The 24128-nt window shown below is 67.8% G+C and carries 24 protein-coding genes; 15 read left to right on the forward strand and 9 right to left on the reverse strand.

Annotated features, from left to right (window positions below; all coding sequences use genetic code 11):
- Positions 1-74 precede the first annotated feature (74 nt).
- The 3 genes from DIE03_RS12925 to DIE03_RS12935 form a co-directional block, all read right to left on the reverse strand.
- Positions 75-1037, reverse strand: coding sequence for a PDR/VanB family oxidoreductase (locus DIE03_RS12925; RefSeq protein ID WP_124450779.1), 963 nt, complete (start codon positions 1035-1037; stop codon positions 75-77).
- 55 nt (positions 1038-1092) lie between these two features.
- Positions 1093-2136, reverse strand: coding sequence for an aromatic ring-hydroxylating dioxygenase subunit alpha (locus tag DIE03_RS12930; RefSeq protein ID WP_124450781.1), 1044 nt, complete (start codon positions 2134-2136; stop codon positions 1093-1095).
- Between the two features lie 93 nt (positions 2137-2229).
- Positions 2230-2997: a GntR family transcriptional regulator gene (locus DIE03_RS12935; protein ID WP_124450783.1), complete on the reverse strand. Its 768-nt coding sequence runs from the start codon at positions 2995-2997 to the stop codon at positions 2230-2232.
- A gap of 255 nt (positions 2998-3252) precedes the next feature.
- Here DIE03_RS12935 and DIE03_RS12940 point away from each other — a divergent pair, with 255 nt between their 5' ends.
- The 4 genes from DIE03_RS12940 to DIE03_RS12955 all read left to right on the forward strand — a co-directional run bounded on the left by DIE03_RS12940 (position 3253) and on the right by DIE03_RS12955 (position 8209).
- A complete protein-coding gene (locus DIE03_RS12940) occupies positions 3253-3747 on the forward strand; it encodes a MarR family winged helix-turn-helix transcriptional regulator (protein ID WP_185658148.1) in 495 nt (164 codons plus the stop codon).
- A gap of 291 nt (positions 3748-4038) precedes the next feature.
- Positions 4039-5244 carry a 3-(3-hydroxy-phenyl)propionate transporter MhpT gene (gene mhpT / locus DIE03_RS12945; RefSeq protein ID WP_124450787.1) on the forward strand — a complete coding sequence of 402 codons (1206 nt, stop codon included), beginning with the start codon at positions 4039-4041 and terminating at the stop codon, positions 5242-5244.
- A 67-nt stretch (positions 5245-5311) separates the two neighbouring features.
- On the forward strand, positions 5312-6451 hold the full coding sequence (locus DIE03_RS12950; RefSeq protein WP_124450789.1) for a porin: 1140 nt from the start codon (positions 5312-5314) through the stop codon (positions 6449-6451).
- A 33-nt stretch (positions 6452-6484) separates the two neighbouring features.
- Entirely contained in the window at positions 6485-8209 is a 1725-nt protein-coding gene (locus tag DIE03_RS12955; protein WP_124450792.1) for a tannase/feruloyl esterase family alpha/beta hydrolase, read from the forward strand.
- A 75-nt stretch (positions 8210-8284) separates the two neighbouring features.
- Here the strand turns inward: DIE03_RS12955 and DIE03_RS12960 are convergent, their stop codons facing one another.
- Positions 8285-8761, reverse strand: a complete 477-nt coding sequence (locus DIE03_RS12960; RefSeq protein WP_124450794.1) for an Lrp/AsnC family transcriptional regulator — start codon at positions 8759-8761, stop codon at positions 8285-8287.
- A gap of 182 nt (positions 8762-8943) precedes the next feature.
- On the opposite strand from DIE03_RS12960, the gene DIE03_RS12965 reads away from it, so the two are divergent.
- Together DIE03_RS12965 and DIE03_RS12970 are read left to right on the forward strand one after the other, a co-directional pair.
- The gene (locus DIE03_RS12965; RefSeq protein ID WP_124450796.1) at positions 8944-10176 is read left to right on the forward strand and encodes a diaminopropionate ammonia-lyase; all 1233 of its coding nucleotides are present in this window, start codon (positions 8944-8946) and stop codon (positions 10174-10176) included.
- Between the two features lie 38 nt (positions 10177-10214).
- Positions 10215-11399 carry a M20 aminoacylase family protein gene (locus DIE03_RS12970; RefSeq protein WP_124451130.1) on the forward strand — a complete coding sequence of 395 codons (1185 nt, stop codon included), beginning with the start codon at positions 10215-10217 and terminating at the stop codon, positions 11397-11399.
- 52 nt (positions 11400-11451) lie between these two features.
- Here the strand turns inward: DIE03_RS12970 and DIE03_RS12975 are convergent, their stop codons facing one another.
- Positions 11452-12810 (reverse strand): aspartate aminotransferase family protein, encoded by a 1359-nt coding sequence (locus DIE03_RS12975; protein ID WP_124450798.1) that lies wholly within the window; start codon positions 12808-12810, stop codon positions 11452-11454.
- 438 nt (positions 12811-13248) lie between these two features.
- Here DIE03_RS12975 and DIE03_RS12980 point away from each other — a divergent pair, with 438 nt between their 5' ends.
- Positions 13249-13827: a hypothetical protein gene (locus DIE03_RS12980; protein ID WP_124450800.1), complete on the forward strand. Its 579-nt coding sequence runs from the start codon at positions 13249-13251 to the stop codon at positions 13825-13827.
- Between the two features lie 654 nt (positions 13828-14481).
- Here DIE03_RS12980 and DIE03_RS12985 read toward each other — a convergent pair.
- Positions 14482-14991 carry a GNAT family N-acetyltransferase gene (locus DIE03_RS12985; RefSeq protein WP_124450802.1) on the reverse strand — a complete coding sequence of 170 codons (510 nt, stop codon included), beginning with the start codon at positions 14989-14991 and terminating at the stop codon, positions 14482-14484.
- Between the two features lie 229 nt (positions 14992-15220).
- Positions 15221-15856 carry a glycine zipper 2TM domain-containing protein gene (locus DIE03_RS12990; protein WP_124450804.1) on the reverse strand — a complete coding sequence of 212 codons (636 nt, stop codon included), beginning with the start codon at positions 15854-15856 and terminating at the stop codon, positions 15221-15223.
- 465 nt (positions 15857-16321) lie between these two features.
- Here DIE03_RS12990 and DIE03_RS13000 point away from each other — a divergent pair, with 465 nt between their 5' ends.
- The 3 genes from DIE03_RS13000 to DIE03_RS13010 all read left to right on the forward strand — a co-directional run bounded on the left by DIE03_RS13000 (position 16322) and on the right by DIE03_RS13010 (position 19302).
- Positions 16322-17521 carry an amidohydrolase family protein gene (locus tag DIE03_RS13000; RefSeq protein ID WP_124450808.1) on the forward strand — a complete coding sequence of 400 codons (1200 nt, stop codon included), beginning with the start codon at positions 16322-16324 and terminating at the stop codon, positions 17519-17521.
- A gap of 66 nt (positions 17522-17587) precedes the next feature.
- Positions 17588-18772, forward strand: a complete 1185-nt coding sequence (locus tag DIE03_RS13005) for an amidohydrolase family protein (RefSeq protein WP_124450810.1) — start codon at positions 17588-17590, stop codon at positions 18770-18772.
- Positions 18773-18828: 56 nt separating this feature from the next.
- A complete protein-coding gene (locus tag DIE03_RS13010) occupies positions 18829-19302 on the forward strand; it encodes a nuclear transport factor 2 family protein (protein ID WP_124450812.1) in 474 nt (157 codons plus the stop codon).
- Between the two features lie 73 nt (positions 19303-19375).
- On the opposite strand, the gene DIE03_RS13015 is transcribed toward DIE03_RS13010, so the two are convergent.
- Positions 19376-20239: a LysR family transcriptional regulator gene (locus DIE03_RS13015; protein ID WP_124450814.1), complete on the reverse strand. Its 864-nt coding sequence runs from the start codon at positions 20237-20239 to the stop codon at positions 19376-19378.
- Between the two features lie 204 nt (positions 20240-20443).
- Here DIE03_RS13015 and DIE03_RS13020 point away from each other — a divergent pair, with 204 nt between their 5' ends.
- Complete coding sequence (locus tag DIE03_RS13020) at positions 20444-20701, forward strand: ankyrin repeat domain-containing protein (RefSeq protein ID WP_260434870.1); 258 nt, start codon at positions 20444-20446, stop codon at positions 20699-20701.
- Here the strand turns inward: DIE03_RS13020 and DIE03_RS13025 are convergent.
- A complete protein-coding gene (locus DIE03_RS13025) occupies positions 20680-21159 on the reverse strand; it encodes a helix-turn-helix domain-containing protein (protein WP_124450816.1) in 480 nt (159 codons plus the stop codon). The genes DIE03_RS13020 and DIE03_RS13025 overlap by 22 nt on opposite strands.
- A gap of 158 nt (positions 21160-21317) precedes the next feature.
- On the opposite strand from DIE03_RS13025, the gene DIE03_RS13030 reads away from it, so the two are divergent.
- The 4 genes from DIE03_RS13030 (at position 21318) to DIE03_RS13045 (ending at position 24075) form a co-directional block, all read left to right on the forward strand.
- Positions 21318-21563: an AbrB/MazE/SpoVT family DNA-binding domain-containing protein gene (locus DIE03_RS13030; protein ID WP_124450818.1), complete on the forward strand. Its 246-nt coding sequence runs from the start codon at positions 21318-21320 to the stop codon at positions 21561-21563.
- A complete protein-coding gene (locus DIE03_RS13035; RefSeq protein WP_124450820.1) occupies positions 21560-21958 on the forward strand; it encodes a PIN domain-containing protein in 399 nt (132 codons plus the stop codon). Before DIE03_RS13030 ends, DIE03_RS13035 begins: the two co-directional genes overlap by 4 nt.
- A 425-nt stretch (positions 21959-22383) precedes the next feature.
- The gene (locus DIE03_RS13040) at positions 22384-23187 is read left to right on the forward strand and encodes an ABC transporter substrate-binding protein (RefSeq protein WP_124450822.1); all 804 of its coding nucleotides are present in this window, start codon (positions 22384-22386) and stop codon (positions 23185-23187) included.
- 39 nt (positions 23188-23226) lie between these two features.
- The gene (locus DIE03_RS13045) at positions 23227-24075 is read left to right on the forward strand and encodes a phytanoyl-CoA dioxygenase family protein (RefSeq protein WP_124450824.1); all 849 of its coding nucleotides are present in this window, start codon (positions 23227-23229) and stop codon (positions 24073-24075) included.
- The last annotated feature ends 53 nt before the right edge of the window (positions 24076-24128 follow it).

Consider the following 24128-nt stretch of genomic DNA (forward strand, 5'->3'; position numbering starts at 1 on the left):
TCGCAAGCTCGTCATCGACGTGAACGGGCACCGGGCCGCGTGCTTCGCGACCGGGCGCCGCTTCACGGACACCTTCACAGATCCAGCACCAGCATCGGCGTCACCGCACGCGAACAGCACGGCAGCATCTGGTCGTTGGCCGCGCGTTCGTCGTCGGTCAGGTAGACGTCGCGATGATCGGGCGTGCCGGACAGCACGCGCGTGAGACACGTGCCGCACACACCCTGTTCGCACGACACCGGCACGTCGATGCCGCAGCCGCGCAGCGCTTCGACGATCGATGTGCCGGCGGGCACGTCGACCACGCGTCCCGATTGCGCGAGCGATACCTGGAAAGCTGCGTCGCCGCCGCCGGAAGGCGCGGCATCCGCATCCGGGCCGACCGGGCCGAAGTGCTCCCGATGCAGGTTCGCCGCGTCCCAGCCCGCGTCGGCCGCCGCCGCCAGCGCGGCGCCGATGAAGCCGCCGGGGCCGCACACGTACAGATGCGTGCGGGGCGCGGGGTTCGCGAGCAGCTGCGCGAAATCGATGCGCCGGCCGGCCGGCGCGTCGTCGAACCAGAGCCGCGTGCGGGCCTTCAGCCCCGGCGTGTCGAGCCGGTCGAGAAAGGCGGCGCGCGCCGGCTCGCGCGCGCAGTAATGCAGTTCGAACGACTGTCCGGTCTCGATCAGGTGCGCGGCCATGCTGAGCAACGGCGTGATGCCGATGCCGCCGGCCAGCAGCACGCTGTGCGCGGCATCGGGGGCGAGCGGGAAATGATTGCGCGGGGCGCTGACGTCGAGCGTCGCGCCGGGCTCGCACGCGTGCATGGCGCGCGAACCGCCGCGCGACGCGGGCGCGTGCAGCACGCCGATCCGGTAGACGCCTGCTTCGGACGGGCTGTTGCACAGCGAGTACTGGCGGACGAAGCCGCCGACGTGAACGTCGATATGCGCGCCGGCCGTGAACGGCGGCAGCGCGGCGCCGTCGGCGGACGCCAGTTCGAACACGCAGATGTCGGTCGCGGCGGGAAGCTTGCGGGTGACTGTGACTTTCATGGGAAGAAGGGAGTGAGCGACTCGCACCGCCGCGGCGCGACGGTGCGAGTCGCGGTCAGCACGACAGCGCGGCGGCGCGCTCCTGGTCGATCAGCCGGTCGAGCACGCGCCGCGACTGCACGCCGCCCGCGTCGATGTTGAGCTTGAGGAGCGGCCGGTCGGGCCAGGTCAGCAGGTTGCGCTGCTGCGCTTCGAGCATGTCGAGATCCTCGGCGAAGATCGCGCCCTGTCCGTTGCGGATCGTCTCCGTCAGCGAGCGATCGTCGACCGCGAAGCTGCGCGCCATGCCCCAGAAGTACCAGATCGACGTTTCCGTCTCCGGCGTGATGAAGTCGACGACGATGCTCGACACCTTGTCGCGCGGGTCCGCGTCGTAACCGCCCTTGCCCGCATGCGCGACGCCGACCTCGATCATCACGTGGCTCGGCGGCGTGAAGTGGCAGATCTGCCAGCGGTCGCAGCGCACGTCGTCGGCCAGGCCGTTGCCGCGCAGTGCGGCCGCCCAGAACGGCGGCGGAACGATGCCTTCCATGAACCGGCTGGTCGTGACCGTGTCGCCGTTCACTTTCGTCGCGGGCGGCGCTTCCTCGATCTCCGGCTGCCCGATGCTCGACGCATGCACGTAGGTTTCATGCGTGAGGTCCATCAGGTTGTCGATCATCAGCCGGTAGTCGCAGCCGATGTGATACAGGCCGCCGCCGTAGGCCCAGCCCGGATCGTCGGCCCAGTCGAGGCGGTGGATCGCGGCCGGATCGGCCCGCTCGGGATCGCCGGGCCACACCCATACGAAGCCGTACCGCTCGACGGCCGGATAGGTGCGGATCGCGGGAATGCCGCCGACGCGCTGGCACGGCATGCTCGTGCACTTGCCGTTCGACGCCATCGTCAGCCCGTGATAGCCGCACACGAGCCGGCCGTCCCGGACGGTGCCGAGCGACAGTGGCGCACCGCGGTGCGGGCAGAAATCCTCGAGCGCGGCGACCGCGCCGTCCGCGTCGCGAAAGAACACCATCCGCTCGCCGCAGATCTGCCGGCCGAGCGGCTTGCCCGCGAATTCGTCGGGCGTGCACGCGACATACCACGCGTTTTTCAGGAACATGCGTCTCCTCCATGGCGTGCGCGCACGCCAGGCGTCTCGTTGAATGAACGGTGCCTCATGCTTCATGCACCGTGCGAAGAGGCCGCGCGCCGGTCAGCCGGCGTCGCGGCGAATCAGGTTGCCGCCCTTGAGCCTCGTCATCGCGCGCTGGTTGTCGAGTACGCGCCGCAGGTTGCCGTGCGCGATCTGCGCGTGCTCCCGCATCAGCGCTTCCGCGCGCGCACCCTGGCGGCATTCGATCGCGTCGAGCACGGCGCGATGCTGGGCCTGCGCGACGATCAGCGTGTCCCGCGCGCGCGGATCGAGCGATTGCACGACGACGAATGCGCTGGCGGACGCGAACGGCAGCGTAGCGACCTTGTCGATCTGCCGCGCGACCACGTCGCTGCCGGCCGCGGCCGCGAGCAGCCGATGGAAACGGGCATTTGCGTCGACGTAGCGGGAGAACGTGTCGTCGGTCAGCGGGCCGGCGAGCAGCACGTCGATTTCGTCGGCGCACGCATGCAGGTCGCGCAGGATCGACGGCGGCACGCCGCGCTCGGCCGCGAATCGCGCGGCGAGCCCTTCTAGCGTGCCGCGCAGCTCGATCGCGTCGCCGATCTCGCGCGCCGAGAACGCACGCACCGCAAACCCGCCGGTTGCGATCGGCTCGATCAGCCCTTCCTCCTGCAGCCGGATCAGTGCCGCGCGCACCGGTGTGCGCGACACGCCGAGCCGCTCGACGACCCACAGTTCGGAAATGCGCGCGCCGGGCGCGAGTTCGCCGCCGACGATGAGCTCGCGCAGGCCGAGCAGCGTACGGACGGTTTGCGACGGGGAAGCGGTGCGAAGGTCGGAAGGCGAGGTGTCGAGGTCGGTCATGGCGAGTAGCGCAGCGGTGCCGCAAAGTCTGCGTCGATGTGCGGTGTTGTCAGGTTGCCTGAGAAAATTGTATACATCGATGCTGCACGATCAAGCGAAATCGTGCGAATCCTCGGGTAAACGACGATCGAAACAGCCGGAAACCGGGTGTCATGTATACAGTGCGCCGGCCGCCGCGATCGGGCCCTCGCGCGCCTGTCCGCCGCGCGGGCCGCGTGAGGTAAGATGGCCCGCGATATTCCTCCCGACACGTTCATGAGTTCGACTCCCGTCAAACCGGCCGGCGCGAAACGCGCTGCCCGCGCCACCGAAGCCAAATCGCCGATGCGTGCGCAGCAACGGCTGACTTACCTGATCGGCAATCTCGATCGGTTGCTGCGCCGCCAGATGAGCGATGCGCTCGCGCCGCTTGGCGTGACGCTCGCGCAATACACGGCGCTGTCGGTGCTGGAGGCGCGCGGCGCGCTGTCCAACGCGCAGCTCGCGGTGCGCTCGTTCATCACGCCGCAATCCGCGAACGAGGTGATGGTGGCGATGGCCGCCCGCGGCTTCGTCACGCGCGAGGCCGATCCGAACCACGGCCGCGTGATCCTGCTGCGCCTGACCGACGAAGGCTCGGCGATCCTGCGCGACTGCGAACGGGTGCTGCGCCCGCTCGAGCGCCGGATGCTCGGCGACGACGTGACCACCGACGAAGTCGCACAGGTTCAGCACACGCTCGAACTGTTCGTGCGCAACCTGCGCGACTGAGCGTCCGTCCCTTTCGGCACATTGCGCGTTCCGCGCGGCCGTGTCAGGTGCGGTTTCCGCGCGCCTTGCGGGTTAACACCGGCGCTCCGCACACTTGAAATATCAGGTTACCTGTTATTAAATCGTCCCGTCCCGTGAAGGGATGACGATCCGCACGGCCCGTTGCCGAGCGGATTTTATTTCGGACACTGAATCAGGTTGCCTGATATTTTGTGGTACGTGATCCGATCATGAAAAATGACCCCGCGCATGCATTCGGGCATGTCGCGCAAGTCAAGGCTTGGAGACGAAATGGATACTACCGTTGCCGCAAGGCCGGCCGTCGCGACGACGCTCGGTCTGTGTTTCGCGATCGCGCTGCTGGAGGGGCTCGACCTGCAGTCGGTGGGCGTGGCCGCGCCGCGCATGGCGCATGAATTCGGGTTGACGGTGTCCCAGATGGGGCTCGCGTTCAGCGCAGGCACGTTCGGCCTGCTGCCGGGCGCGATGCTCGGCGGCTGGCTCGCCGACCGCGTTGGCCGCAAACGGGTGCTGATCGCGTCGGTCTGCCTGTTCGGACTGCTGTCGATCGCGACCGCGCAGGTGTCGACCTTCGCGATGCTGGTCGTGGTGCGCGCGCTGACCGGACTCGGGCTCGGCGGCGCGATGCCCAACCTGATCGCGCTGTCTTCCGAAGCCGTCGACGCACGCTCGCGCAGCAGCGCGGTGGCCGTGATGTATTGCGGCATTCCGTTCGGCGGCATGATCGCGTCGCTGATCGGCGTGCTGCTGGCCGGCGACACCGAATGGCGGCACATCTTCTACGTCGGCGGCGTCGGGCCGCTGCTGCTCGCTCCGCTGTTGCTCGTCCTGCTGCCGGAATCGCGCGCATTCCTCGACGTCAGCGCGTCGGGCGCCGCGCGTCCGGGCGTCGCGCACACGCTGTTCGGCGGCGCGCGCACGGGCACCACGCTCGCGCTGTGGCTCAGCTATTTCTGCACGCTGATCGTGCTGTATTTCCTGCTGAACTGGCTGCCGTCGCTGATGGCGGCGAAGGGGCTCGCGCGCAGCCAGGCCGGGATCGTGCAGATCTTCTTCAACATCGGCAGCGGCCTCGGCGTGCTCGGCATCGGCATGTCGATGGACCGGATGAAGCCGTCGCGGGTCGTCGTCGGGATGTATGCGGGGATCGTGCTGTCGCTTGCCGCGCTGGCGGTCGCGCCGGGGCTGGCCTGGCTGTCCGTCGCGGCATTCGCGGCAGGGATGTTCGTCGTCGGCGGCCAGTCGGTGCTGTATGCGCTTGCCGCGATGTATTACCCGACCGCGATGCGCGGCACCGGCGTCGGCTCCGCGGTCGCCGTCGGCCGGCTCGGCTCCGTCGTCGGGCCGCTCGCGGCCGCGACGCTGCTGGCCGCCGGGCGCAGTGCGCCGATGGTGATCGGCGCGAGCATTCCCGTCACGCTGGTCGCCGCCGTCGCCGCGCTGGTGCTGATCCGGCGGCCGCAGGCACACGACTGAGTTCCGTTTCTTTCATCCACGAGCGCCGACAGAGCGCGATATCGACACAGGTCTGGAGACACCCACCATGAAGCACACCAAAGCCTTGCTGGCAGCCGGCGCATGCGCGCTGGCCGCGACCGGCGCGCATGCGCAATCGAGCGTGACGCTGTACGGGATCATCGACACGGGCGTCGAGTTCGTGTCGCACGCGAACGCGGCCGGCGACCACGTCGTGCGCATGCCGGCCGTGACGGGCGAACTGCCGTCGCGCTGGGGGCTGCGCGGCAGCGAGGATCTCGGCGGCGGCTATCAGGCGGTATTCACGCTGGAAAGCGGCTTCAACGTGCGCGGCGGCGATCTCGGCCAGGGCGGCCGGCTGTTCGGCCGGCAGGCATTCGTCGGGCTGAAGGGCGGTTTCGGCACGCTCGCGTTCGGCCGCCAGTACACGATGACCTACCTCGCGCTGCAGGGCGCGGACATCATCGGCCCCGACATCTACGGGCTCGGCTCGTTCGATGCGTACGTGCCGAACGGCCGCGCCGACAACGCGGTGACCTACCTCGGCACCTATCGCGGCGTGACGCTCGGCGCCGCGTATTCGTTCGGCCGCGACGGCGCGGGCACCGGCAACTCGCCGGGGCAGGGCACGTGCGCGGGGCAGGTGCCCGGCGACGCGGTCCAATGCCGCAACTGGTCGGTGATGCTCAAGTACGACAGCGCGAACTTCGGCGCGGCTGCGTCGTATGAAGAGCAGCGCGGCGGCACGGGCGCGGCTGCGAACTTCTTCGACGGCGTCGCGCCGGTCGCGTTCACGAGCCACGCCGGCAAGGATGCGCGCGTGCACGTGAGCGCGTATGCGCAGGCGGCCGGCGCGAAGATCGGCGCGGGCTGGATCGGTCGGCGCGTGTCGACCGGGTCGCCGGCCGCGCCCGGCGCGCATTCCGACCTGTTCTTCGTCGGCGCGTCGTATGCGGTGAAGCCCGATTTCGTCGTCGACGGCGAAGGCTACCGGATCGTCAATACCGCGCACGACACGCGCGCGACGATGGCGACGCTGCGCGCGACCTATCTGCTGAGCAAGCGCACGGCCGTCTATGCGCAATCGTCGTATCTGTGGAACAGCGCGCATGCACGCTACGCGGTCAGCGGCGGCGGGCCCGGCACGACGCCCGGCGAAGGGATGGGGCAGCTCGGCGCGATGGTCGGCGTGCGGCACATGTTCTGATTCACCGGCGTGACGAACCCAACGGGAGTTATCTTGAACAGGAAATCTGCATTCCTCTGTATCGCGCCGCTCTCCGCTGCGGCCGTGCTCGCCGGTTGCGGCGGCGACGATTCGGTCAGCTCCGCGCCGACGCACCTGAGCGCCGCGACGCCGGCCGCGATGGCGCAGACCTGCGACGCGCTCGCCGCGAAACTCGCGTATGCGAACACGTCGTTCACGTCGGTGACGACCGCGGCCGCCGGCGCGCTGACGGTGGCCGGCAAGCCGGTCGCCGAGCACTGCGTGATCGCAGGGAAGATGAACGAGCGCGTGAGCGCGGTGGACGGCAACACCTATGCGATCGGCTTCGAGATGCGTTTGCCGAAAGCGTGGAACGGCCGCTTCTTCTACCAGGCGAACGGCGGGCTCGACGGCAGCGTCGTCACCGCAACCGGCGCGATCGGCGGCGGCGGGCCGCTGACCAATGCGCTGAACCAGGGCTTCGCGGTGATCAGCTCGGATTCCGGGCACAGCGCCGCGCAGAATCCGCTGTTCGGCCTCGACCCGCAGGCGCGGCTCGACTATGGCTACGGCGCGGTCGATGCGCTCACGCCGATGGCGAAGCAGGTGATCCGGCTCGCTTATGGCAAGGCGCCCGATCGCAGCTATTTCGGCGGGTGCTCGAACGGCGGCCGTCACGCGATGGTCACGGCCGTGCGCAATCCGGCCGACTACGACGGCATCATCGCCGGCGATCCGGGTTTCCATCTGCCGAAGGCGGCGATCGGCGAGATGTACGGCGCGCAGCAGTTCGCGAAGATCGCGTCGGCCACCGGCTCGAACGGGCTGCCGGACATCCGCAGCGGCTTCAACGATGCGGAGCGGCAGTTCGTCGGCGCGAAGATCCTCGAGAAATGCGATGCGCTCGACGGCGCGGCCGACGGGATGGTGCAGGACGTCGCCGCATGCCAGGCGCATTTCAGCGTCGATGCCGATATCCCGACCTGCGCGAACGGCACGCGCACCGGCGCCTGCCTGACGCCTGCGCAGAAAACCGCGCTGGAGAACGTGTTCGCGGGGGCGCGCAACAGCGCGGGCACGGCGCTGTACGCGAGCTTTCCGTACGATCCGGGCGTGGCCGCCGGCGGCTGGGCTGCATGGAAGCAGTCGAACTCGGTCACGCTCGATCCGGCAGCGATGGCATTCACGTTCATGACGCCGCCGAAAACCGCCGCGACGCTCGCGAACCTCGCCGGCTTCGCGCTCGGCTTCGACATGGACAACGATGCGCCGGCGATCTTCGCGACGAACGGCACGTACACGCAATCGTCGTGGTCGTTCATGACGCCGCCCGACGAGACGAACCTGTCCGCGCTGAAGGCGCGCGGCGCGAAGCTGATCGCCTATCACGGCACGGGCGACCCGGTGTTTTCGTTCAACGATACGCGCGACTGGTACGCGAAGGTCGCGCAGGCGAACGGCGGCGATGCGTCGGATTTCGCGCGCTTCTATCCGGTGCCGGGGATGAACCATTGCTCGGGCGGGCCGGCGACCGACCAGTTCGACATGCTGACGCCGCTCGTCGCGTGGGTCGAGCAGGGGCAGGCGCCTGCCGCGATCGTGGCCGCCGCGCGCGACACGACCAATGCGGTGCCGAACGCGGACGTGCCCACGTCGTGGGGCGCCGGACGCACGCGGCCGCTGTGTCCGTATCCGCAGGTCGCGCGCTACAACGGCTCGGGCGACGTGAATTCGGCCGCGAGCTTCAGTTGTCGTTGACGTAGCCGTCGATGGGAAGCGGCCGGCGCGTGCGGTCTCGCGCCGGCCGTTTCATTTCTGCAAGCGGGCGCTCACTCACTCGTCGGGATCGACCGGCACGTCGAGCCCGACCTTCACGCGGCTCATGCTCACGAGCGTCTTGAACCGTTTCACGTTGTTGTTCGAGAAGAACAGCTCGCGCGTGAGCGCGTTGTACTGATCCATGTTGCGCACTGCGAGGATCAGCACGAAATCCCATTCCCCCGTCACGTAGTAGCACTGCTGGATCTGCGGGCAGCGCTCGAACGCGCGCTTCATCGCGTCGAGCTGGTCGATCTGCTCGCTCTCGACTTCGACGTTCACGACGATCGTCAGCGGATGGTCGACCTTGTCCGGCGCGATCACGGCCGTGTAGCGCTCGATCACGCCGTCTTCCGCGAGACGCCGCAGGCGCCGGTTCACGGCGGCGGTCGACAGGTTGACGCGTGCGCCGAGTTCGGCCTGCGGCGTTTGCGCGTCGCGCTGGAGTTCCATCAGCAGCTTGCGGTCGAACGCATCGAGTGGGGTCGTCATGATGGCGCGTGAAACCTCGAAAGAATGAGAAATTTTTGCGTTGAAGCCGTCGATTTGGCGATTTTGTTGACCGGCTTGCGCAATATTATTTTTCCATCCGACGACGAGCGCAACCGGCGCTTGCCCGATCCGACCCACTCGACAGGCCGCCCGCGCGCGGTCCCGCTCAGGAACCTTCCGCCATGCTGATTGCCAACCCGCGCGCGTCGCGCACCGCCTACCCGAACGCGCTGCGCCGCGTGATGAACATCGCCTCGGCCGACGAAAGCGGCGCGTGGCTGGCGCACTGGCCGCTCGTCGGCCACGCGCGCACGCCGCTGCGCACGCTGCCCGACCTCGCCGCGCGGCTCGGCGTCGCGAGCGTCAGCGTGAAGGACGAGTCGTGCCGCTCGCCGCTCGGCAGCTTCAAGGCGCTCGGCGCGCCGATCGCGCTGGTGCGGCTCGTGAAGCGGCTGCGCCGCACGCAGGATCTCGATCCGCAAGGGCTCGTCACCGGCGCCTATGCGTCGGCGCTGGCCGACCTGACGGTGATCAGCGCGACCGACGGCAACCACGGCCGCGCGCTGGCCGCCGCCGCGCGCGCGATCGGCTGCGGGTGTGTGATCGTGCTGCACGCGAACGTCGACGCCGAGCGCGAACGCGCGATCTCGGCGTACGGCGCGCGGATCGTGCGTATCGCGGGGAACTACGACGAGTCGGTCGTCTGCGCCGCGCAGCTCGCGCAGGCGAACGGCTGGTACGTCGTGTCGGATACGTCGTACGACGGCTACGAAGCGATTCCGCGCGATGTGATGCAGGGCTATGGCGTGATCGCCGCCGAAGCGGCCGCGCAGGCGGCAGAGGAGGACGGGCGGCCGTTCACGCACGTGTTCCTGCAGGGCGGCGTGGGCGGCCTCGCCGCGGGCGTCGCGAGCTATCTCTGGGAGCGCGACGGCGTGCAGCGGCCGCGCTTCGTCGTCGTCGAGCCGCGCCAGGCCGATTGCCTGTACCAGAGCGCGCTGGCGGGGCGCGCGACGAGGGCGACCGGCAGCGTCGATTCGGTGATGGCCGGGCTCGCGTGCGGCGAGGCGTCGCCGCTCGCGTGGGATTTCCTCGAGATGTGCATCGACCACTTCATGCTGATCGACGACGAAGACGCGGTGCACGCGATGCGCGGCCTCGCGGCCGGCAGCGAGCGCGACGTGCCGCTCGTCGCCGGCGAATCGGGCGCGGCCGGCGTCGCGGGGCTGGCGGTGCTGATGCGCGACCCGGCGCTCGCGCGGCAGGTCGGGCTCGACGCGAACGCGCGCGTGCTGGCGATCAATACGGAAGGCGCGACGGCGCCGTCCGTGTACCGGAACTGCGTCGGCGAGACGGCCGACGCGGTGCTCGCACGGCAGCGCGACTGGCTGAGCCGCGCGGCGGTGGCTGCCTGAACGACATGACGACCGACGAGGCGAATGCAATGGACCCAATGGACCCAACCGACGCAAGCGAAGAAAGCACGCTCCAGGGGCGACTGAAGACCTGGCGCCGCCATCTGCACCAGTATCCCGAGACGGGTTTCGAAGAAGTGAACACGTCGGACTACGTCGCGCGCATCCTGACGACGCTCGGGCTCGACGTGCATCGCGGGATCGGCGGCACGGGGCTCGTCGCGAACCTGACGGCCGGCACCGGCGCGCGCGCGATCGGCATCCGTGCGGACATGGACGCGCTGAACATCGCCGAGCACGCGCCGGGCCGCGAACATGCATCGCGCACGCCGGGCAAGATGCATGCGTGCGGGCACGACGGCCACATGTCGATGGTGCTCGGCGCCGCGCAGCTGCTGGCCGAGCGCAAGGATTTCGACGGCACGGTGCGCTTCATTTTCCAGCCGGCGGAAGAGCATGGCCGCGGCGCGAAGGCGATGATGGCCGACGGTTTGTTCGAGCGCTTTCCGGTCGATGCGATCTTCGGCGCGCACAACATGCCGGGCATGCGTGCAGGCACGTTCTCGACGCGCGCGGGCGGCATCATGGCGAGCGAGGACAATTTCGTAATCCGGATCAATGGGCGCGGCACGCATGCCGCGCGGCCGCACATGGGCATCGATCCGATCGTGATCGGCTCGCAGATCGTGCTCGCGCTGCAGACGATCGTGTCGCGCAATCTCGACCCGGGCCAGCAGTCCGTGATCTCGTGCACGGAATTCATCACCGACGGGCTGCGCAACGTGCTGCCGTCGACCGTGACGATCAAGGGCGACACGCGCAGCTATTCGCGCGATGTGCAGGCGTTGCTGGAAACGCGGATGCGCGAGATCAGCGAAGGGATCTGCCGCACGCACGGCGCGACCTGCACGTTCGAGTACACGCACGAGTTCGCGCCGACGGTGAATTCGCCGGAATGGGTCGACACGGCTGTGCAGGCCGCCGCGCAGATTGCCGGCGCCGACGCGGTGAACGCCGACGTGCAGCCGATGATGATCTCGGAGGATTTCGGCGCGTTCCTGCAGGCGGTGCCGGGCAATTTCGTGTTCATCGGCAACGGCGAAGCGGCCGGGCAGGGCGGCGTGCCGCTGCACAACGCGACGTACGATTTCAACGACGCGATCTTGCCGGTCGGCGCGCGGTATTTCGCGGAAGTGGCGCGGCGCGCGTTGAAGGCGGACTAACGGAACCAACGGGCGAGGCGGTACGGCGCGCGCCGTACCGTGCGTCAGCCCCTCACACCAGTTCGCCGAGGCACGCGTCGAACTGCGCGACGAGCCGGTCGACATCGTCGGCCGTCGTCTGCGGACACACGAGCATCATGTTGTGGAACGGCGTGATCAGCACGCCGCGATTCAACAGGTACAGGTGCACGATGTGTTCGAGTTCGCTGTCGAGTTGCGCGCCGGCCAGCGTGCCGTTGCGCGGCGGCACGGGCGCGAACTGGAATTCGGTGCGCGCGCCGATGCGCGTCACGCACCACGGCAGCCCGTGTTTCGCGATCGCCTGTTCGAGCCCCGTCGCCAGCCGCGCGGCGAGTTCGAACATGTGCGCATACGCGGCGTCGGTCGCGACGTCGGCCAGCGTCGCGCGCATCGCATGCATCGCGAGCATGTTCGCGGTGAGCGTCGTGCCGATGCCCGAATGGCCGGGCGGTGCGTTCAGCTTCGCCTGCTTCGCGCGTTCGGCGAATTCGGCGCTGAAACCGTACACCGCGCACGGCACGCCGCCCGCGATCGGCTTGCCGACCACCAGCATGTCCGGTTCGAGATCGTGCGCGACCGCGTAGCCGCCGGGGCCGCTGCTGATCGTGTGCGTCTCGTCGATCACGAGCAGCGTGCCGTGGCGGCGCGTCAGTTCGCGAGCGGCCTCCCAGAAGCCCGGGTCGGGCAGCACCATCCCGATGTTCGTCATCGCGGGCTCGGCGAGCACGCACGCGACATCGCCATGTTTCAGCGCGGCTTCGAGTGCGGCCAGGTCGTTGAATTCGACGACGCGCGTGTTCGCGAGCAGGTCGTAGGACTGCCCGAGCAGGCTGTCGCGCTGCACCGGGCGGCAGTCGACGAGATCGACGAACACGTCGTCGACCGTGCCGTGATAGCAGCCGTTGAACACGACGATCGTATTGCGGCCGGTGGCCGCGCGCGCCCAGCGCAGCACGAAGCGGTTCGCGTCGCTGGCGCTCAATGCGAATTGCCAGACCGGCAGCCTGAAGCGGCGTGCGAGTTCGCGCGATACCCATGCGGCGTCCTCGCTCGGCAGCATCGTCGTGTAGCCGCGCGTGGCCTGCTCGACGAGCGCGCGGGCGACCGGTTCCGGCGCATGGCCGAACATCGCGCCGGTATCGCCGAGGCAGAAGTCGACGTAGCGGTGGCCGTCGACGTCGGTGAACGTCGCGCCGCGCGCCTCCTTCACGTACAGCGAGAACGGTGTCGACCAGTCCTGCATCCAGTGCAACGGCACGCCGAACAGCAGGTGCTCGGACGCTTCCGCGGACAGCGCGCGGGAGACCGGCATGGCTTCGGTGAACGCTTGGCGCTCGCGATCGAACAGCGCGCGGGCGCGGATGAGGTCGACTCCGTGGCGGGAAGGCAAAGGCAGCTCCTGGGCTGTGAAGAAGGAGAAACGATAGCGCGGGCGGCAGGCGGCTGAACAGGGGCGGAATTACCGAGGCACGTCGGCGAGGGATTTTCCGGGCATGTCCTATTTGATTTCAAGATGGCACTGGTGAATGGAAACCGCAATGAACCGTGAAGGTTTCCATGGATGTCTAACGGATCTTTCGCGACCTATCGTTGTTGCATGCCGTGGCGCGACGGGTTCGCGCGAGCAGGCCGGTATTGGCCTGCGCGCGAATCCGGTACGTGGTTGCGATCGAATCCGGCTGACTCGATCGTGCGCGCATGCGGCAGGGCGCAGCGAAATCGACGGGGATATTGCGGGCTAATTTCGGGATAGTGGAATACCGGAATCGCCTGCAATGGGACGCGTTCGGGCGCCCGAATCCAACTCTCCAGAATGCGGGGCCGCACAATGAAAATCCGAACCCATCTCGCCACGCTCGTCGCCTGCGGTGCATTGGCCGGCATCGCGCACGCCGGCCCGACGTCGCCGCAAGCTGTCGTCAAGACAATCACGCTGACCGCGCATATCGGTGACAGCTTGTTCGCATCGAAGCCGAACGACACCGCGTACGACGTGGTCGAGCTGAATGCGATGGACGGCGCGCAGCAGACGTTCGCGGCGACGCTGCCGATCCGCATGCGCACGACGAATCCCGATATCAACGTCACGGTGCTGCAGCCGCTGCGGCTGTCGAACGGCCGCGACGACATGGTCAACGCGAAGGTCGTGCTGATGATGGCGGGCGCGGGCACGGCGGATATCGTGCCCGGTGCCGCTTGCCCGCTCACGCTGGTGAGCCGCGGACACGACGGATTCGACGGCTACGACGAAACCCGCAACGTGAAGATCAGCGCGCAAGCGCCGGCCGCCGGTGACGCGGTGTCGCCGAACCGGCACTATCGCGGCGACCTCGTGCTGGTGTTCGAGGCGGCTGCTTCAGCAGGGCGCGAGCCGGCGACGGGGGCCGTCGCGTCGGCTGGCGAGTAGGAAGTCGCCCCGGCGGAGAGCTTCCGCCGGGGATTTCTAGTTGAAGTTTTTGCGCATAAACATACGACAACACATCTCTAGAGATGCGTTTTTCAAATGTGAGTGTGCGCACACGTTCGCGGCACTGAGACAGTAAAAACGGGGTGGACGGCAAATACGTGCCCTGTTTGAATTGCGTCCAGACTGAGCGATGTAGTACGACGACGTATGAATAACCATCCGCCGTCCCGGCGCATCGATATCCCTACGCTGAAGGAATGCCTACCGCCGCCGTTCGTCTAAGTCCGTCCTGTCGCTCTCGTCGAAGCGGGTGTCGCGCCGTGCCTTCATCGGTCGGACCGGCGCATGATGCGGTGCGCCCGCGCCCACCCATCGTGCAGACCGTGATGAACCAGGTCGTGAAGGCGAGCAACGCGAGGCTGAACGGCGTGACCGCGTCGTGTGTCCAGGCGATCGTCGCGCAGGGGCCCATTGCGTTCGACTGCAACGGCACGCTGCCGATCACGTCGCCGGGCAGGTGGTCAACACGACGATCACCGACAAGCGGTGAAGCAATGAGGTGCGGGAGGAAGGGTGTTCGCGTGCGGGGTGGCCGCTCGATGCACGCGAACGCGACGGCACAGGCAAAAGCAAAAGCGAGCGAACGTGAACGCGTTACGCGAGCGTCTTCACCATGTGGTGCTCGTCGTAGAACTTGCCGTCGACGAACAGCGAGCGCGGCTCCGTGCCGAACCGCACGAATCCCTGCGACGCATACAGGCGCTCCGCGGTGCCGTTCGCTGCGTTTACGCACAGCATCAGCTGCTTGCAGGCCCACGCTTGCGCGGCATGCCCGGTCGCGCTTTCGAGCAGCGCCTGCGCGATGCCTCGCCCGCGATACGCGGGATCGACGAACACGCCCCAGATCGTCGCCTTGTGCGCGATCTTCACGCGTGCATCGCGGCGCACGCCGGTGATGCCGACGAGCGTGTCGCCGTCGAACGCGCCGAACACCGCGCGCTCGTGGGTCGGCGTGATGCGCGTTGCGAATTCGTCGACCGGCACCTGGGATTCCTCGTCGAGCGTCGGCAGGAAGGACGTGGGGGCGGTGTCGACCGCACGCAGGCGAACGGTCTGGAAACGGGCGGCGTCGGCCGCATCGAGCAGGCGGGTCGTGATCGTCATCGGCTGGATTCCGGTTGAAGGTCGTGCATGCCGGCGCGCGCCGCTGCGGCCGCGCGATGCATCGCGCCTATCCTAATCGGAATCCGGATCACGCGTGGTCGCGTTCGGCGCGTGGCGCCGGCCTCAAGGAAGGGATGACGTGAAGCGCGCGACGTCGTGGCGAATCCGCGCACGACGTCGAACGTGCAGCGTGCGCGCGATCAGGTCACGCGCACGCAACGGGCATCGATCAATACCGCGACAGCTGATTGCCGTTGATCTGCACACGGTCGCCCGGACGCAGGTTGCCCGGCGACTGCACGTCGAACGAGCGCATCGAGCCGTCGCTGACCTGCACGTCGATCCGGTAGCTGCTCGGGCCTTGCGCGGCGCCCATCTGCTGGCCGATCTGGTTGCCCGCGACCGCACCGCCGAGCGCGCCGATCACGGTTGCCGCATCGCGGCCATGGCCGCGGCCGAACTGGTTGCCCACCAGGCCGCCGACCAGCGCACCGACGACGGTGCCGGCCACGCCCGACGGGCCGACCGAGCCGTTGACCGGCTGGATGTTCGACACGGTGCCGTACTGCGTGCCGTACGGGGTCGCGTATTGCTGTTGCTGATTGCCGTACTGGTCATACGGTTGCGATCCGTACTGCGGCTGGTTGCCGTATTGATCGTACGGCTGCGGCGCCTGATTCGGGTATGCGGGCTGCTGCTGCACGTAGCCCGGTTGCGAATACGCGGGCGTCGCGTATTGCTGCTGCTGCGGATAGCCCGGCTGCGCGCCGTAGTAGCCGGGCGCGACACAGGCGGTCAGCGGAAGCGCCGCCACGGCGACGAGCGAGGCGAACAGAACGGTCTTCGTGGAAGGCATGCGCATCATGGTATTTCCTGCATCGGCAACGTGTCCGCCGATGGATTCCCGTCAAGGGTGGCGAACTCGGCGTGAGTATAAGGAATGGCCGGATGCGCGTCCGGTGCGGCCGGGTAACAACGTGTAAAGTCTGTTGCCGCGTAAATCGCCGCGCGGACGGGCCGTTCCAGCCATGCCCGGCAAGGGCGCGCGGCGGTTGCCGGCCAGCCGTGTGACGGTGACGCGGCCCACGTGTTTCAGGCGGCATTGCCGTCCTCTCCCCGGCGATCGAGCCCCGTCGTCGCGCCAGGCCCGGCGGGCATGTGCGCCGCGCATCGCGAAATCGAATGCACGGCATCGCGACATTTAATTGGCCTCGGGCGGCAGCGTCCGATATCGTGGCCGGATTCCCTGCCAACGGTCGCGCCGCGCCGGCTGCGGTTCCTTCCCCTGTCCGCGCCGGCATCGCGCAGCGACTGCCCTACATGCCAAGCCATGACTGAACGACTCTTCATCAACGCCGTCGATGCCGGCGGCCAGCCCGTCCACCTCGTCGTCCGTGACGGCCGCTTCGCCGCGATCGGCGCCGATTGCGCAGCCGCGCCCGGCGCGCAGACGATCGACCTTGGCGGCCGTGTCGTGCTGCCCGGTTTCGTCGACGGCCACATCCACCTCGACAAGAGCTTCGTCGGCGATCGCTGGGTGCCGCACGAATCGGCAGGCTCGCTGCGCGAGCGGCTCGCGGTCGAGAAGCGCCAGCTCGCCGCCGCGCCGCCGATCGTCGAGCGTGCGAACGCGCTGATCGCGCAGGCCGCCGCGTTCGGCACGATCGCGATGCGCAGCCACGTCGACGTCGATGCGACGACGGGTTTGTCGAACCTGCAGGCCGTGATGGCCGCGCGCGAACAATGGCGCGGGATCGTCGACATCGAACTGGTCGCGTTTCCGCAGGCCGGCGTCGTGACGTGCCCGGGCACCGCCGAGATTCTCGATGCAGCCGTGCGCGAAGGCGCGGACGTGGTCGGCGGGATCGACCCGACGACGCTGGACGGCGATGCGGACGGCCAGCTCGACATCGTGTTCGGCATCGCCGAGAAGCGCGGCGCGAAGATCGACATCCACCTGCACGAGCCGGGCGAAACCGGCATCGCGCAACTGCTGCGGATCGCGGCGCGCACGCGTGCGGCCGGGCTCGGCGGCCGTGTGAACGTGAGCCATGCGTATGCGCTCGGCCAGGTGAGCGATGACGACGTGCAGCGCACCGCGGCGGCACTCGCCGAAGCCGGCGTGTCGATCCTGACGAATGCGCCGGGCGATTGCGCGTTCCCGCCGGTACGGCAACTGCGCGACGCGGGCGTGCACGTGTTCGCGGGCAACGACAACATTCGCGATGCATGGTGGCCGTACGGCAACGGCGACATGCTGCAGCGCGCGATGCTGGTCGGCTACCGGTCGGGCTTCTACACCGACGAAGCGCTCGCCATCGCCCTCGACATGGCGACGCATGCCGGCGCACGCGCGATCGGCAAGGAACGCTACGGCATCGCGGTCGGCTGCGACGCGAGCTTCGTCGCGGTGCGTGCGCCGAACGCGGCGGCTGCCGTCGCGGGCGTGCCGGCCGAGCGCTGGGTATTCCGTCGCGGCGAAAGCGATACGGGTGCGCCGTTCGCGCCGTCGCTGCGCTTCACGCGCTGATCCACCGACCGGCGGCGCGGCATGCGCCGTGCGCGCTTCGCACTGACCGTCCCCATCGGAACCGACATGACGAACCTGCTGATCCGCAACGTCCGCACGAGCGCCGATACTGCGCTCGACCTCCTGATCGAAGGCGACCGCATCGCGCGTGTCGGCCCGTCGCTCGACGCGCCCGCCGGCTGCACGATCGAGGACGGCGCGGGCGCGCTTGCACTGCCTGGCCTCGTCGAAGGCCACACGCACCTCGACAAGACGCACTGGGGGATGCCGTGGTATCGCAACCAGGTCGGGCCGCGCCTCGTCGACCGCATCGAGAACGAGCGTCACTATCGCGCGACCAGCGGCCACGACGCGGGCGCCGCATCGCTCGCGCTCGCACGCGCATTCCTCGCGGCCGGCACGACGCGCATCCGCACGCACGTCGACGTCGATACCGAAGCCGGGCTGCGCCATCTGCACGGCGTGCTCGCGACGCGCGAGACGCTGCGCGGGCAGGTCGAAATCCAGATCGTCGCGTTTCCGCAATCGGGCGTGCTCAAGCGGCCGGGCACCGATGCGCTGCTGTCCGACGCGCTCGGCGCGGGAGCCGACCTGCTCGGCGGGCTCGACCCGTGCGCGATCGAAGGCGATCCGGTCAAGGCGGTGGACGTGCTGTTCGCGATCGCCGAGCGCCACGGCTGCGGGCTCGACATCCACCTGCACGAGCGCGCGTCGATGGGCGCGTACTCGCTCGACCTGATCCTGCAGCGCACGGCCGCGCTCGGCATGCAGGGGAAGGTCACGATCAGCCACGGCTTCTGTCTCGGCGATATCGCCGAACGCGAGCGCGACGCGCTGCTCGCGCAGATGGCCGAACTCGGCGTGGCGATCGTCACGACCGCGCCGGCGGCGGTGCCGGTGCCGCCGGTGGCAGCATGCCGCGCGGCCGGCGTGACCGTGATCGGCGGCAACGACGGCGTGCGCGATACGTGGACGCCGTACGGCTCGCCCGACATGCTCGAACGCGCGATGCTGATCGGCATGCGCAACGACTTCCGCCGCGACGATGCGCTCGAAGTCGCGCTCGACTGCGTGACCCACAGCGCGGCGCGCGGTTGCGGTTTCACGGCTTACGGGCTGGAGCCGGGCAGCCGTGCGGACGTCGTGCTCGTCGATGCGCTGACCTTCGCCGAAGCCGTCGTCGCGCGGCCGGCGCGGCGTCTCGTCGTGTCGTCGGGGAGGATCGTCGCGCGCAACGGCGCACTGGTCTGAGCGCGGCATCGCCCCGGTATGATCCGGTTTTCAGCCGGATTTCCGGGGAGACGACGATGCGACGCACGACAGCGGCACGGGCCGCACGATGGATGGCGACGGCCCTGTTCGCCGTGACGGCCGCGCATGCGGTGGCGGCCGGCACGGCCGACACGCAGCAGGAAGCGAACCGGCGCGCGGTGCTCGCGTTCTACGAGAAAGGCCTGAACGAGAAGGACGCCGACGCCGCGCTCGCGTATGTCGGCGATCGCTACGTGCAGCACAACCCGAACGCGGCCGACGGCCGCGACGGCTTTCGCAAGTTCGTCGCCTTTCTGCGCGACAAATATCCGCAGTCGCACAGCGAGATCAAGCGCTCGTTCGTCGACGGCGACTACGTGATCCTGCACGTGCACGCGGTGCGTGAACCCGGCACACGCGGCAGCGCGATCATGGACATCTTCAAGCTGGAAAACGGCAAGATCGTCGAGCACTGGGACGTCAACCAGCCGGTGCCCGAGCAGGCCGCGAACGGCAACACGATGTTCTGATGCGCGCGGGGCGCAGCACGCCTCGTTCCGTTCTCCGTTTCGTGCTGCCGAATGAAACCCGCTTCGCTGTTGCCTACTGACGCTCGAGCTCCAGCATCGCCGCCAGCGTCTTCGTCAGCTCGCTGACCATCGGGTCGGCCGTCGGCCGGTGCAGGATCGCGATGTCCATGTGCTCGATCGGCGCGAAACCCTGCTTCGCGGTCAGCACGACGTGCTCGTCCGTGACCACGCGCGCGGGCAGCACGCTGATGCCGAGCCCGTCCGCGACGGCCGCCTGGATGCCGCTCAGGCTCGACGTCGTGAAGCTGATCCGCCAGCGGCGGCCGCGCTCCTCGATTGCCTTGATCATGTCGTCGCGGTAAAGCCCGCGCGGCGGAAACACGACGATCGGCACCGGGTCGAGATCGATCGACGGATGCTTCGCGCTGTCGATCCAGCGCAGTTTCTCGGGCCAGCGCGCGACGGCCTCGCGGCTGTCGCGCCGCTGCTTGATCAAGACGAGATCGAGTTCGCCGCGATCGTAGGCGGCGCTGATGTCGCGGCTCAGCCCGCACGTCACTTCGAGCTTGACCTGCGGATGCTCGCGCTTGAATGCGGCGAGCGCATGCGTCGTGCGGCCCGCTGCGAAATCGTCGGGCACGCCGAGCCGGATCGTCAGCGCGACCGTCGCGCCCGACAGCGCTTCCAGCATTTCGTCGTTCAGCGCGAGCATGCGCCGCGCATAGCTGAGCACCGTCACGCCCGCGTCGGTCGGCCGGACGTCGCGCGTGCCGCGGTCGAGCAGGCGGTGGCCGGCGATTTCCTCGAGCCGGCGCACCTTCTGGCTGACCGTCGACTGCGTCGAATGCAGGCGCGCGGAGGCCGTCGTGAAGCTGCCGCAGTCGGCGACCATCACGAGTGCACGCAACAGGTCGAGGTCGAACAGGGGTCTATTCATTTCTGCACTTTTGCGGATTCGAGCATTTTATTTTCAAATGCGTGCGACGACTTTTAACATGACCGGAGGCTGCGAACAATCGCGGTTTCGCCGGACTGGGCGGGGCGTTTTCGCAGCGGCTTTGAAGCGTCTGACGCATCGTATTGACCGCGCATCGGCGAGCGTGGGCATGTCGATACGGCGCGCACGCTGATCGACGCGGGCGTGAACCTGCTCGGCTGGACCGCGCAGCTGGAGGCGATCAGGCTCGGCGACGGCAGCGAGCGTTATGTGCGGATCGTGAAGTTGCTCGTCGACGGGCACGCGAACGTCGATCTGCCCGATTCGAACGGTGTGACGCCGCTGCGGCATGCACAGCAGCGTGGGTGCGGCGCGATCGAGCGGGTGCTGGTGGCGGCGGTGGCGCGGTGGGGTTTAGCGGGGGCAGCAAGGCGCTGCGGTCAGACCCATACTTTCCGGTAGAGGTGCAGCGCCTGTGACCATGCGGCAAGGTTTTTCCAGATGGACCGCAGTGGGATGCCAGAGCGTTGCGCAGCTTCCTCGGCTGCCTGCACGACGACGGGTAGCGGAACCTCGTCGAGCATGACGGCGAACTGCGATTCATATCCTGCCGGGATGTGCCCGGTGGCCAATGCGTCGACCAGTCGCAGCTCGGTCAATTCACCTTTGTAGCTGACGTTCGCACTCACGACGGCTTTGTGGAGGCCCCTTTGAGCGGGCCGCGCACGGGTCACGAGGTCGATGCCGAGCAATGCGAGCAACGGAATCAGCTTGTTGATGCCGAGATCGTTGAGCTTACCCGTTTCGAGCTGGTTGACGGTGAGGCGAGACAGCCCGGCGAGCCTGGCCAGTCGGGCCTGTGTGAGGTCAAGTTCGGCACGCCGTTTCGCGATGGCCTGACCGATTTCATAAAGTTGCATGAAGACCTTCCAACAATGGCCGAGGGTTCTCGAGTGTAAGATATATCTTACATTTCAGGGTGGGTTATCGCATGCCATCGGCAACGAGTTGCGTCGGCGGGGCGCCCTTGCTTTATCATTCTCCTTACCTTAAAGTAAGGAATCAAGGAGGTGCCATCATGACGGCAGCAACGATCACTTCGAAGGGCCAGGTCACGATCCCCGTGGACGTGCGCAATCAGCTTGGCTTGCAGTCTGGCGACCGGATCGAATTCAGTTTCAACGAGACAACCGGCCGGTATGAAGTCATTCCGGCCACGCGCTCGCTTGCGTCGCTCAAGGGCATCGTGAAGAAGCCCCTGAAACCTGTGTCGATCGAGGACATGAATCGGGCCATCGCCGAGCAGGGAGCATCCGGGCGATGATCGGACTGGATACGAATGTGCTGGTTCGCTATTTCGCTCAGGATGACGTCGTGCAATCGAAGAGGGCGACGGCGCTGATGGAGTCCCTGTCGGCCGAGCGGCCGGGGTATATTTCACAGGTGGCCCTGGTCGAGGTCGTGTGGGTGCTCGGGCGCTGCTACGGCGTCGAGCGCGAGCAGATGAAGGACATCATCGACTCGATGATCGGCACCAAGGAACTCGTGGTTGAAGGCGCCGATACGGTGCGAAAGGCGCTTCGTGTTTTCGCGGCATCCGCGAAGGCGGACTTCTCGGACTGCCTGATCGAGCGCTCGGGGTTTGCGGCCGAGTGCGAGTACACAGCTACATTCGACGTGACGGCCTCGAAGGTCGCCGGGATGCGGTTGATCAAGTAGTTATCGCCCTGGCCGAAAAGCCGCCACATGGGACGGCCGCGCGGAGCGATTCGCGATGCGGTATAGGTCGCAATGTCGATATCGCGCTGGGCGCACCTTCGCGCCGATCATCCGTACAAATATCGCCACTCCACGGAAATCCGAAAAAAGCCCTCTTTGGCGAGCGTGCTTCGTGCAGGGTAAACACCCCAAAACCCCCGCAGTAGTGCTATAGATCAAGCTCCGTCCCACCCCTCCGATACCTCCTTACCCTCGGTTCACGCCACCCGGTGCGCTCCTGCTTGCGCTCGAAAATTAAGCAGTCTAGACTGCATCGCAGTTTCATCGAAGTCCCCCGTCTTTCGCGCCCCGCGCCGGCATCCCGGCGCGGCGCCTCCACCGGACGCCGGCGTCGCCCGCCGCGTCGAGACTTTCAAGGACACGCCATGAACCGCACTGCAAAGCTCCTCGTTTCCGCGCTGGCGTTCGCGCCGCTCGTGTCGTTCGCGCAGGACACGTCGACGATCCGCTGGGGTATCGACCCCACGTATCCGCCGTTCGAGGCGAAACAGCCCGACGGCTCGCTCGCCGGCTTCGACATCGACCTGCGCAATGCGATCTGCGAGCAGCTGCATGCGAAATGCGTGTGGGTCGAGCAGGGCTTCGACGGGATGATTCCGGCGCTGCGTGCGCGCAAGTTCGACGTGATCATGTCCGCGATGACGGCCACCGACGAGCGGCTCAAGCAGATCGACTTCTCGAACAAGCTGTATGCGTCGCCGGGCGCGCTCGTCGCGCCGGCCGGCTCGAAACTGCTGCCGACCGCCGCGTCGCTCGCGGGCAAGCGCATCGGGATCGACCAGGGCACGACGCAGGAGGCCTACGCGAAGGCCGAATGGGCGACCAAGGGCGTGACGATCGTCTCGTACCAGAACCAGGACCAGGTGTACCAGGATCTCGTCAACGGCCGCCTCGACGCGACCTTCCAGGACAAGACACAGGCCGGCTACTCGTTCCTGAAGACGCCGCGCGGCAAGGACTATGCGTTCGCAGGCCCCGACGTGACCGACGTGCGGATCACCGGCTACGGCGTCGCGATGGGCGTGCGCAAGGGCGACGCCGACATGAAGAAGCGGCTGAACGACGCGATCGTCGCGATCCGCGCGAACGGCACGTACCAGAAGATCGCCGCGAAGTACTTCGACTTCGACATCTACGGCGCGAAGCAGCAGCTGACTTCTGCACCGTGACTCCGTGATTCCGTGACTCATTCCATCGACAGGCACACCATGACGAGTATCCAGGACCGCGTCGCGCAAGCCGTGACGCCCGAACTGATCGCCGCGTTCCGCGAAGAAGGGGCGGTCTGCATCAAGGGCATCTTTTCGCCCGACGAAGTGGCCGCGCTGCGGGCCGGCATCGACGCGAATCTCGCGCAGCCGAGCGAGCGCGCGAAAGTGGCGAGCCGGCCCGACGATCCCGGCTGGTTCTTCGAGGATTTCTGCAACTGGCAGCACAACGACGCGTATCGCGATTTCATCGTGCGCTCGCCGGCGCCGTCGGTCGCCGCCGCGCTGATGGGGACAGAGAGCGTGCGGCTGCATCACGACCACCTGCTCGTGAAGGAGCCCGGCACGCGGCAGCGCACGCCATGGCACCAAGACCAGCCGTACTACAACATCGAAGGCGACGACAACGTCAGCATGTGGATTCCGGTCGACCCGGTGCCGCTCGAATCGACGCTGGAATTCGTCGCGGGCTCGCATCGCGGGCCGTGGCTGATGCCGCGTACGTTCATGGACAAGGAAGCGAAGTGGTTCCCGGAGGGCAGCCTGGCCGACCTGCCCGACATCGAAGCCGACCGCGCGGCGTTCCCGATTCGCCACTGGGCGCTCGAGCCCGGCGACATGGTCTGCTTCCGAATGCTCACGCTGCATGCCTCGGGCGGCACGCAGAACCGCCGGCGCGCGTTCTCGATCCGCTTCGTCGGCGACGATATCCGCCACGCGCCGCGCCGCTGGAAGACGTCGCCCGAATTCCCCGGGCTCGCGGAGCAACTGGCCGACGGCGCGCCGCTCGACCACCCGCTGTTTCCGGTCGTATGGTCGCGTGGGGCGGGACAGGTTCGCGCGATCTGAACCACGCAGGTCACGAACGCGGCGGCCGTTTCAGCACGAAACGGCCGCCGTGC

This window comes from Burkholderia sp. Bp8992, assembly GCF_003853705.1.
Taxonomy (GTDB): Bacteria; Pseudomonadota; Gammaproteobacteria; order Burkholderiales; family Burkholderiaceae; genus Burkholderia.

Bases quoted from the DNA above. Each gene is read 5' to 3' on its own strand.
- DIE03_RS12965 (WP_124450796.1), top strand. From the start codon at position 8,944: ATGCTGATTGCCAACCCGCGCGCGTCGCGCACCGCCTACCCGAACGCG.
- DIE03_RS12930 (WP_124450781.1), bottom strand. From the start codon at position 2,136: ATGTTCCTGAAAAACGCGTGGTATGTCGCGTGCACGCCCGACGAATTC.
- DIE03_RS12925 (WP_124450779.1), bottom strand. From the start codon at position 1,037: ATGAAAGTCACAGTCACCCGCAAGCTTCCCGCCGCGACCGACATCTGC.
- DIE03_RS13025 (WP_124450816.1), bottom strand. From the start codon at position 21,159: ATGCAACTTTATGAAATCGGTCAGGCCATCGCGAAACGGCGTGCCGAA.
- mhpT (WP_124450787.1), top strand. From the start codon at position 4,039: ATGGATACTACCGTTGCCGCAAGGCCGGCCGTCGCGACGACGCTCGGT.
- DIE03_RS12980 (WP_124450800.1), top strand. From the start codon at position 13,249: ATGAAAATCCGAACCCATCTCGCCACGCTCGTCGCCTGCGGTGCATTG.
- DIE03_RS13005 (WP_124450810.1), top strand. From the start codon at position 17,588: ATGACGAACCTGCTGATCCGCAACGTCCGCACGAGCGCCGATACTGCG.
- DIE03_RS12990 (WP_124450804.1), bottom strand. From the start codon at position 15,856: ATGATGCGCATGCCTTCCACGAAGACCGTTCTGTTCGCCTCGCTCGTC.
- DIE03_RS13045 (WP_124450824.1), top strand. From the start codon at position 23,227: ATGACGAGTATCCAGGACCGCGTCGCGCAAGCCGTGACGCCCGAACTG.
- DIE03_RS12935 (WP_124450783.1), bottom strand. From the start codon at position 2,997: ATGACCGACCTCGACACCTCGCCTTCCGACCTTCGCACCGCTTCCCCG.
- DIE03_RS12950 (WP_124450789.1), top strand. From the start codon at position 5,312: ATGAAGCACACCAAAGCCTTGCTGGCAGCCGGCGCATGCGCGCTGGCC.
- DIE03_RS13040 (WP_124450822.1), top strand. From the start codon at position 22,384: ATGAACCGCACTGCAAAGCTCCTCGTTTCCGCGCTGGCGTTCGCGCCG.
- DIE03_RS12960 (WP_124450794.1), bottom strand. From the start codon at position 8,761: ATGACGACCCCACTCGATGCGTTCGACCGCAAGCTGCTGATGGAACTC.
- DIE03_RS12985 (WP_124450802.1), bottom strand. From the start codon at position 14,991: ATGACGATCACGACCCGCCTGCTCGATGCGGCCGACGCCGCCCGTTTC.
- DIE03_RS12970 (WP_124451130.1), top strand. From the start codon at position 10,215: ATGGACCCAACCGACGCAAGCGAAGAAAGCACGCTCCAGGGGCGACTG.
- DIE03_RS13010 (WP_124450812.1), top strand. From the start codon at position 18,829: ATGCGACGCACGACAGCGGCACGGGCCGCACGATGGATGGCGACGGCC.
- DIE03_RS13015 (WP_124450814.1), bottom strand. From the start codon at position 20,239: ATGAATAGACCCCTGTTCGACCTCGACCTGTTGCGTGCACTCGTGATG.
- DIE03_RS13035 (WP_124450820.1), top strand. From the start codon at position 21,560: ATGATCGGACTGGATACGAATGTGCTGGTTCGCTATTTCGCTCAGGAT.
- DIE03_RS13000 (WP_124450808.1), top strand. From the start codon at position 16,322: ATGACTGAACGACTCTTCATCAACGCCGTCGATGCCGGCGGCCAGCCC.
- DIE03_RS13030 (WP_124450818.1), top strand. From the start codon at position 21,318: ATGACGGCAGCAACGATCACTTCGAAGGGCCAGGTCACGATCCCCGTG.
- DIE03_RS12940 (WP_185658148.1), top strand. From the start codon at position 3,253: ATGAGTTCGACTCCCGTCAAACCGGCCGGCGCGAAACGCGCTGCCCGC.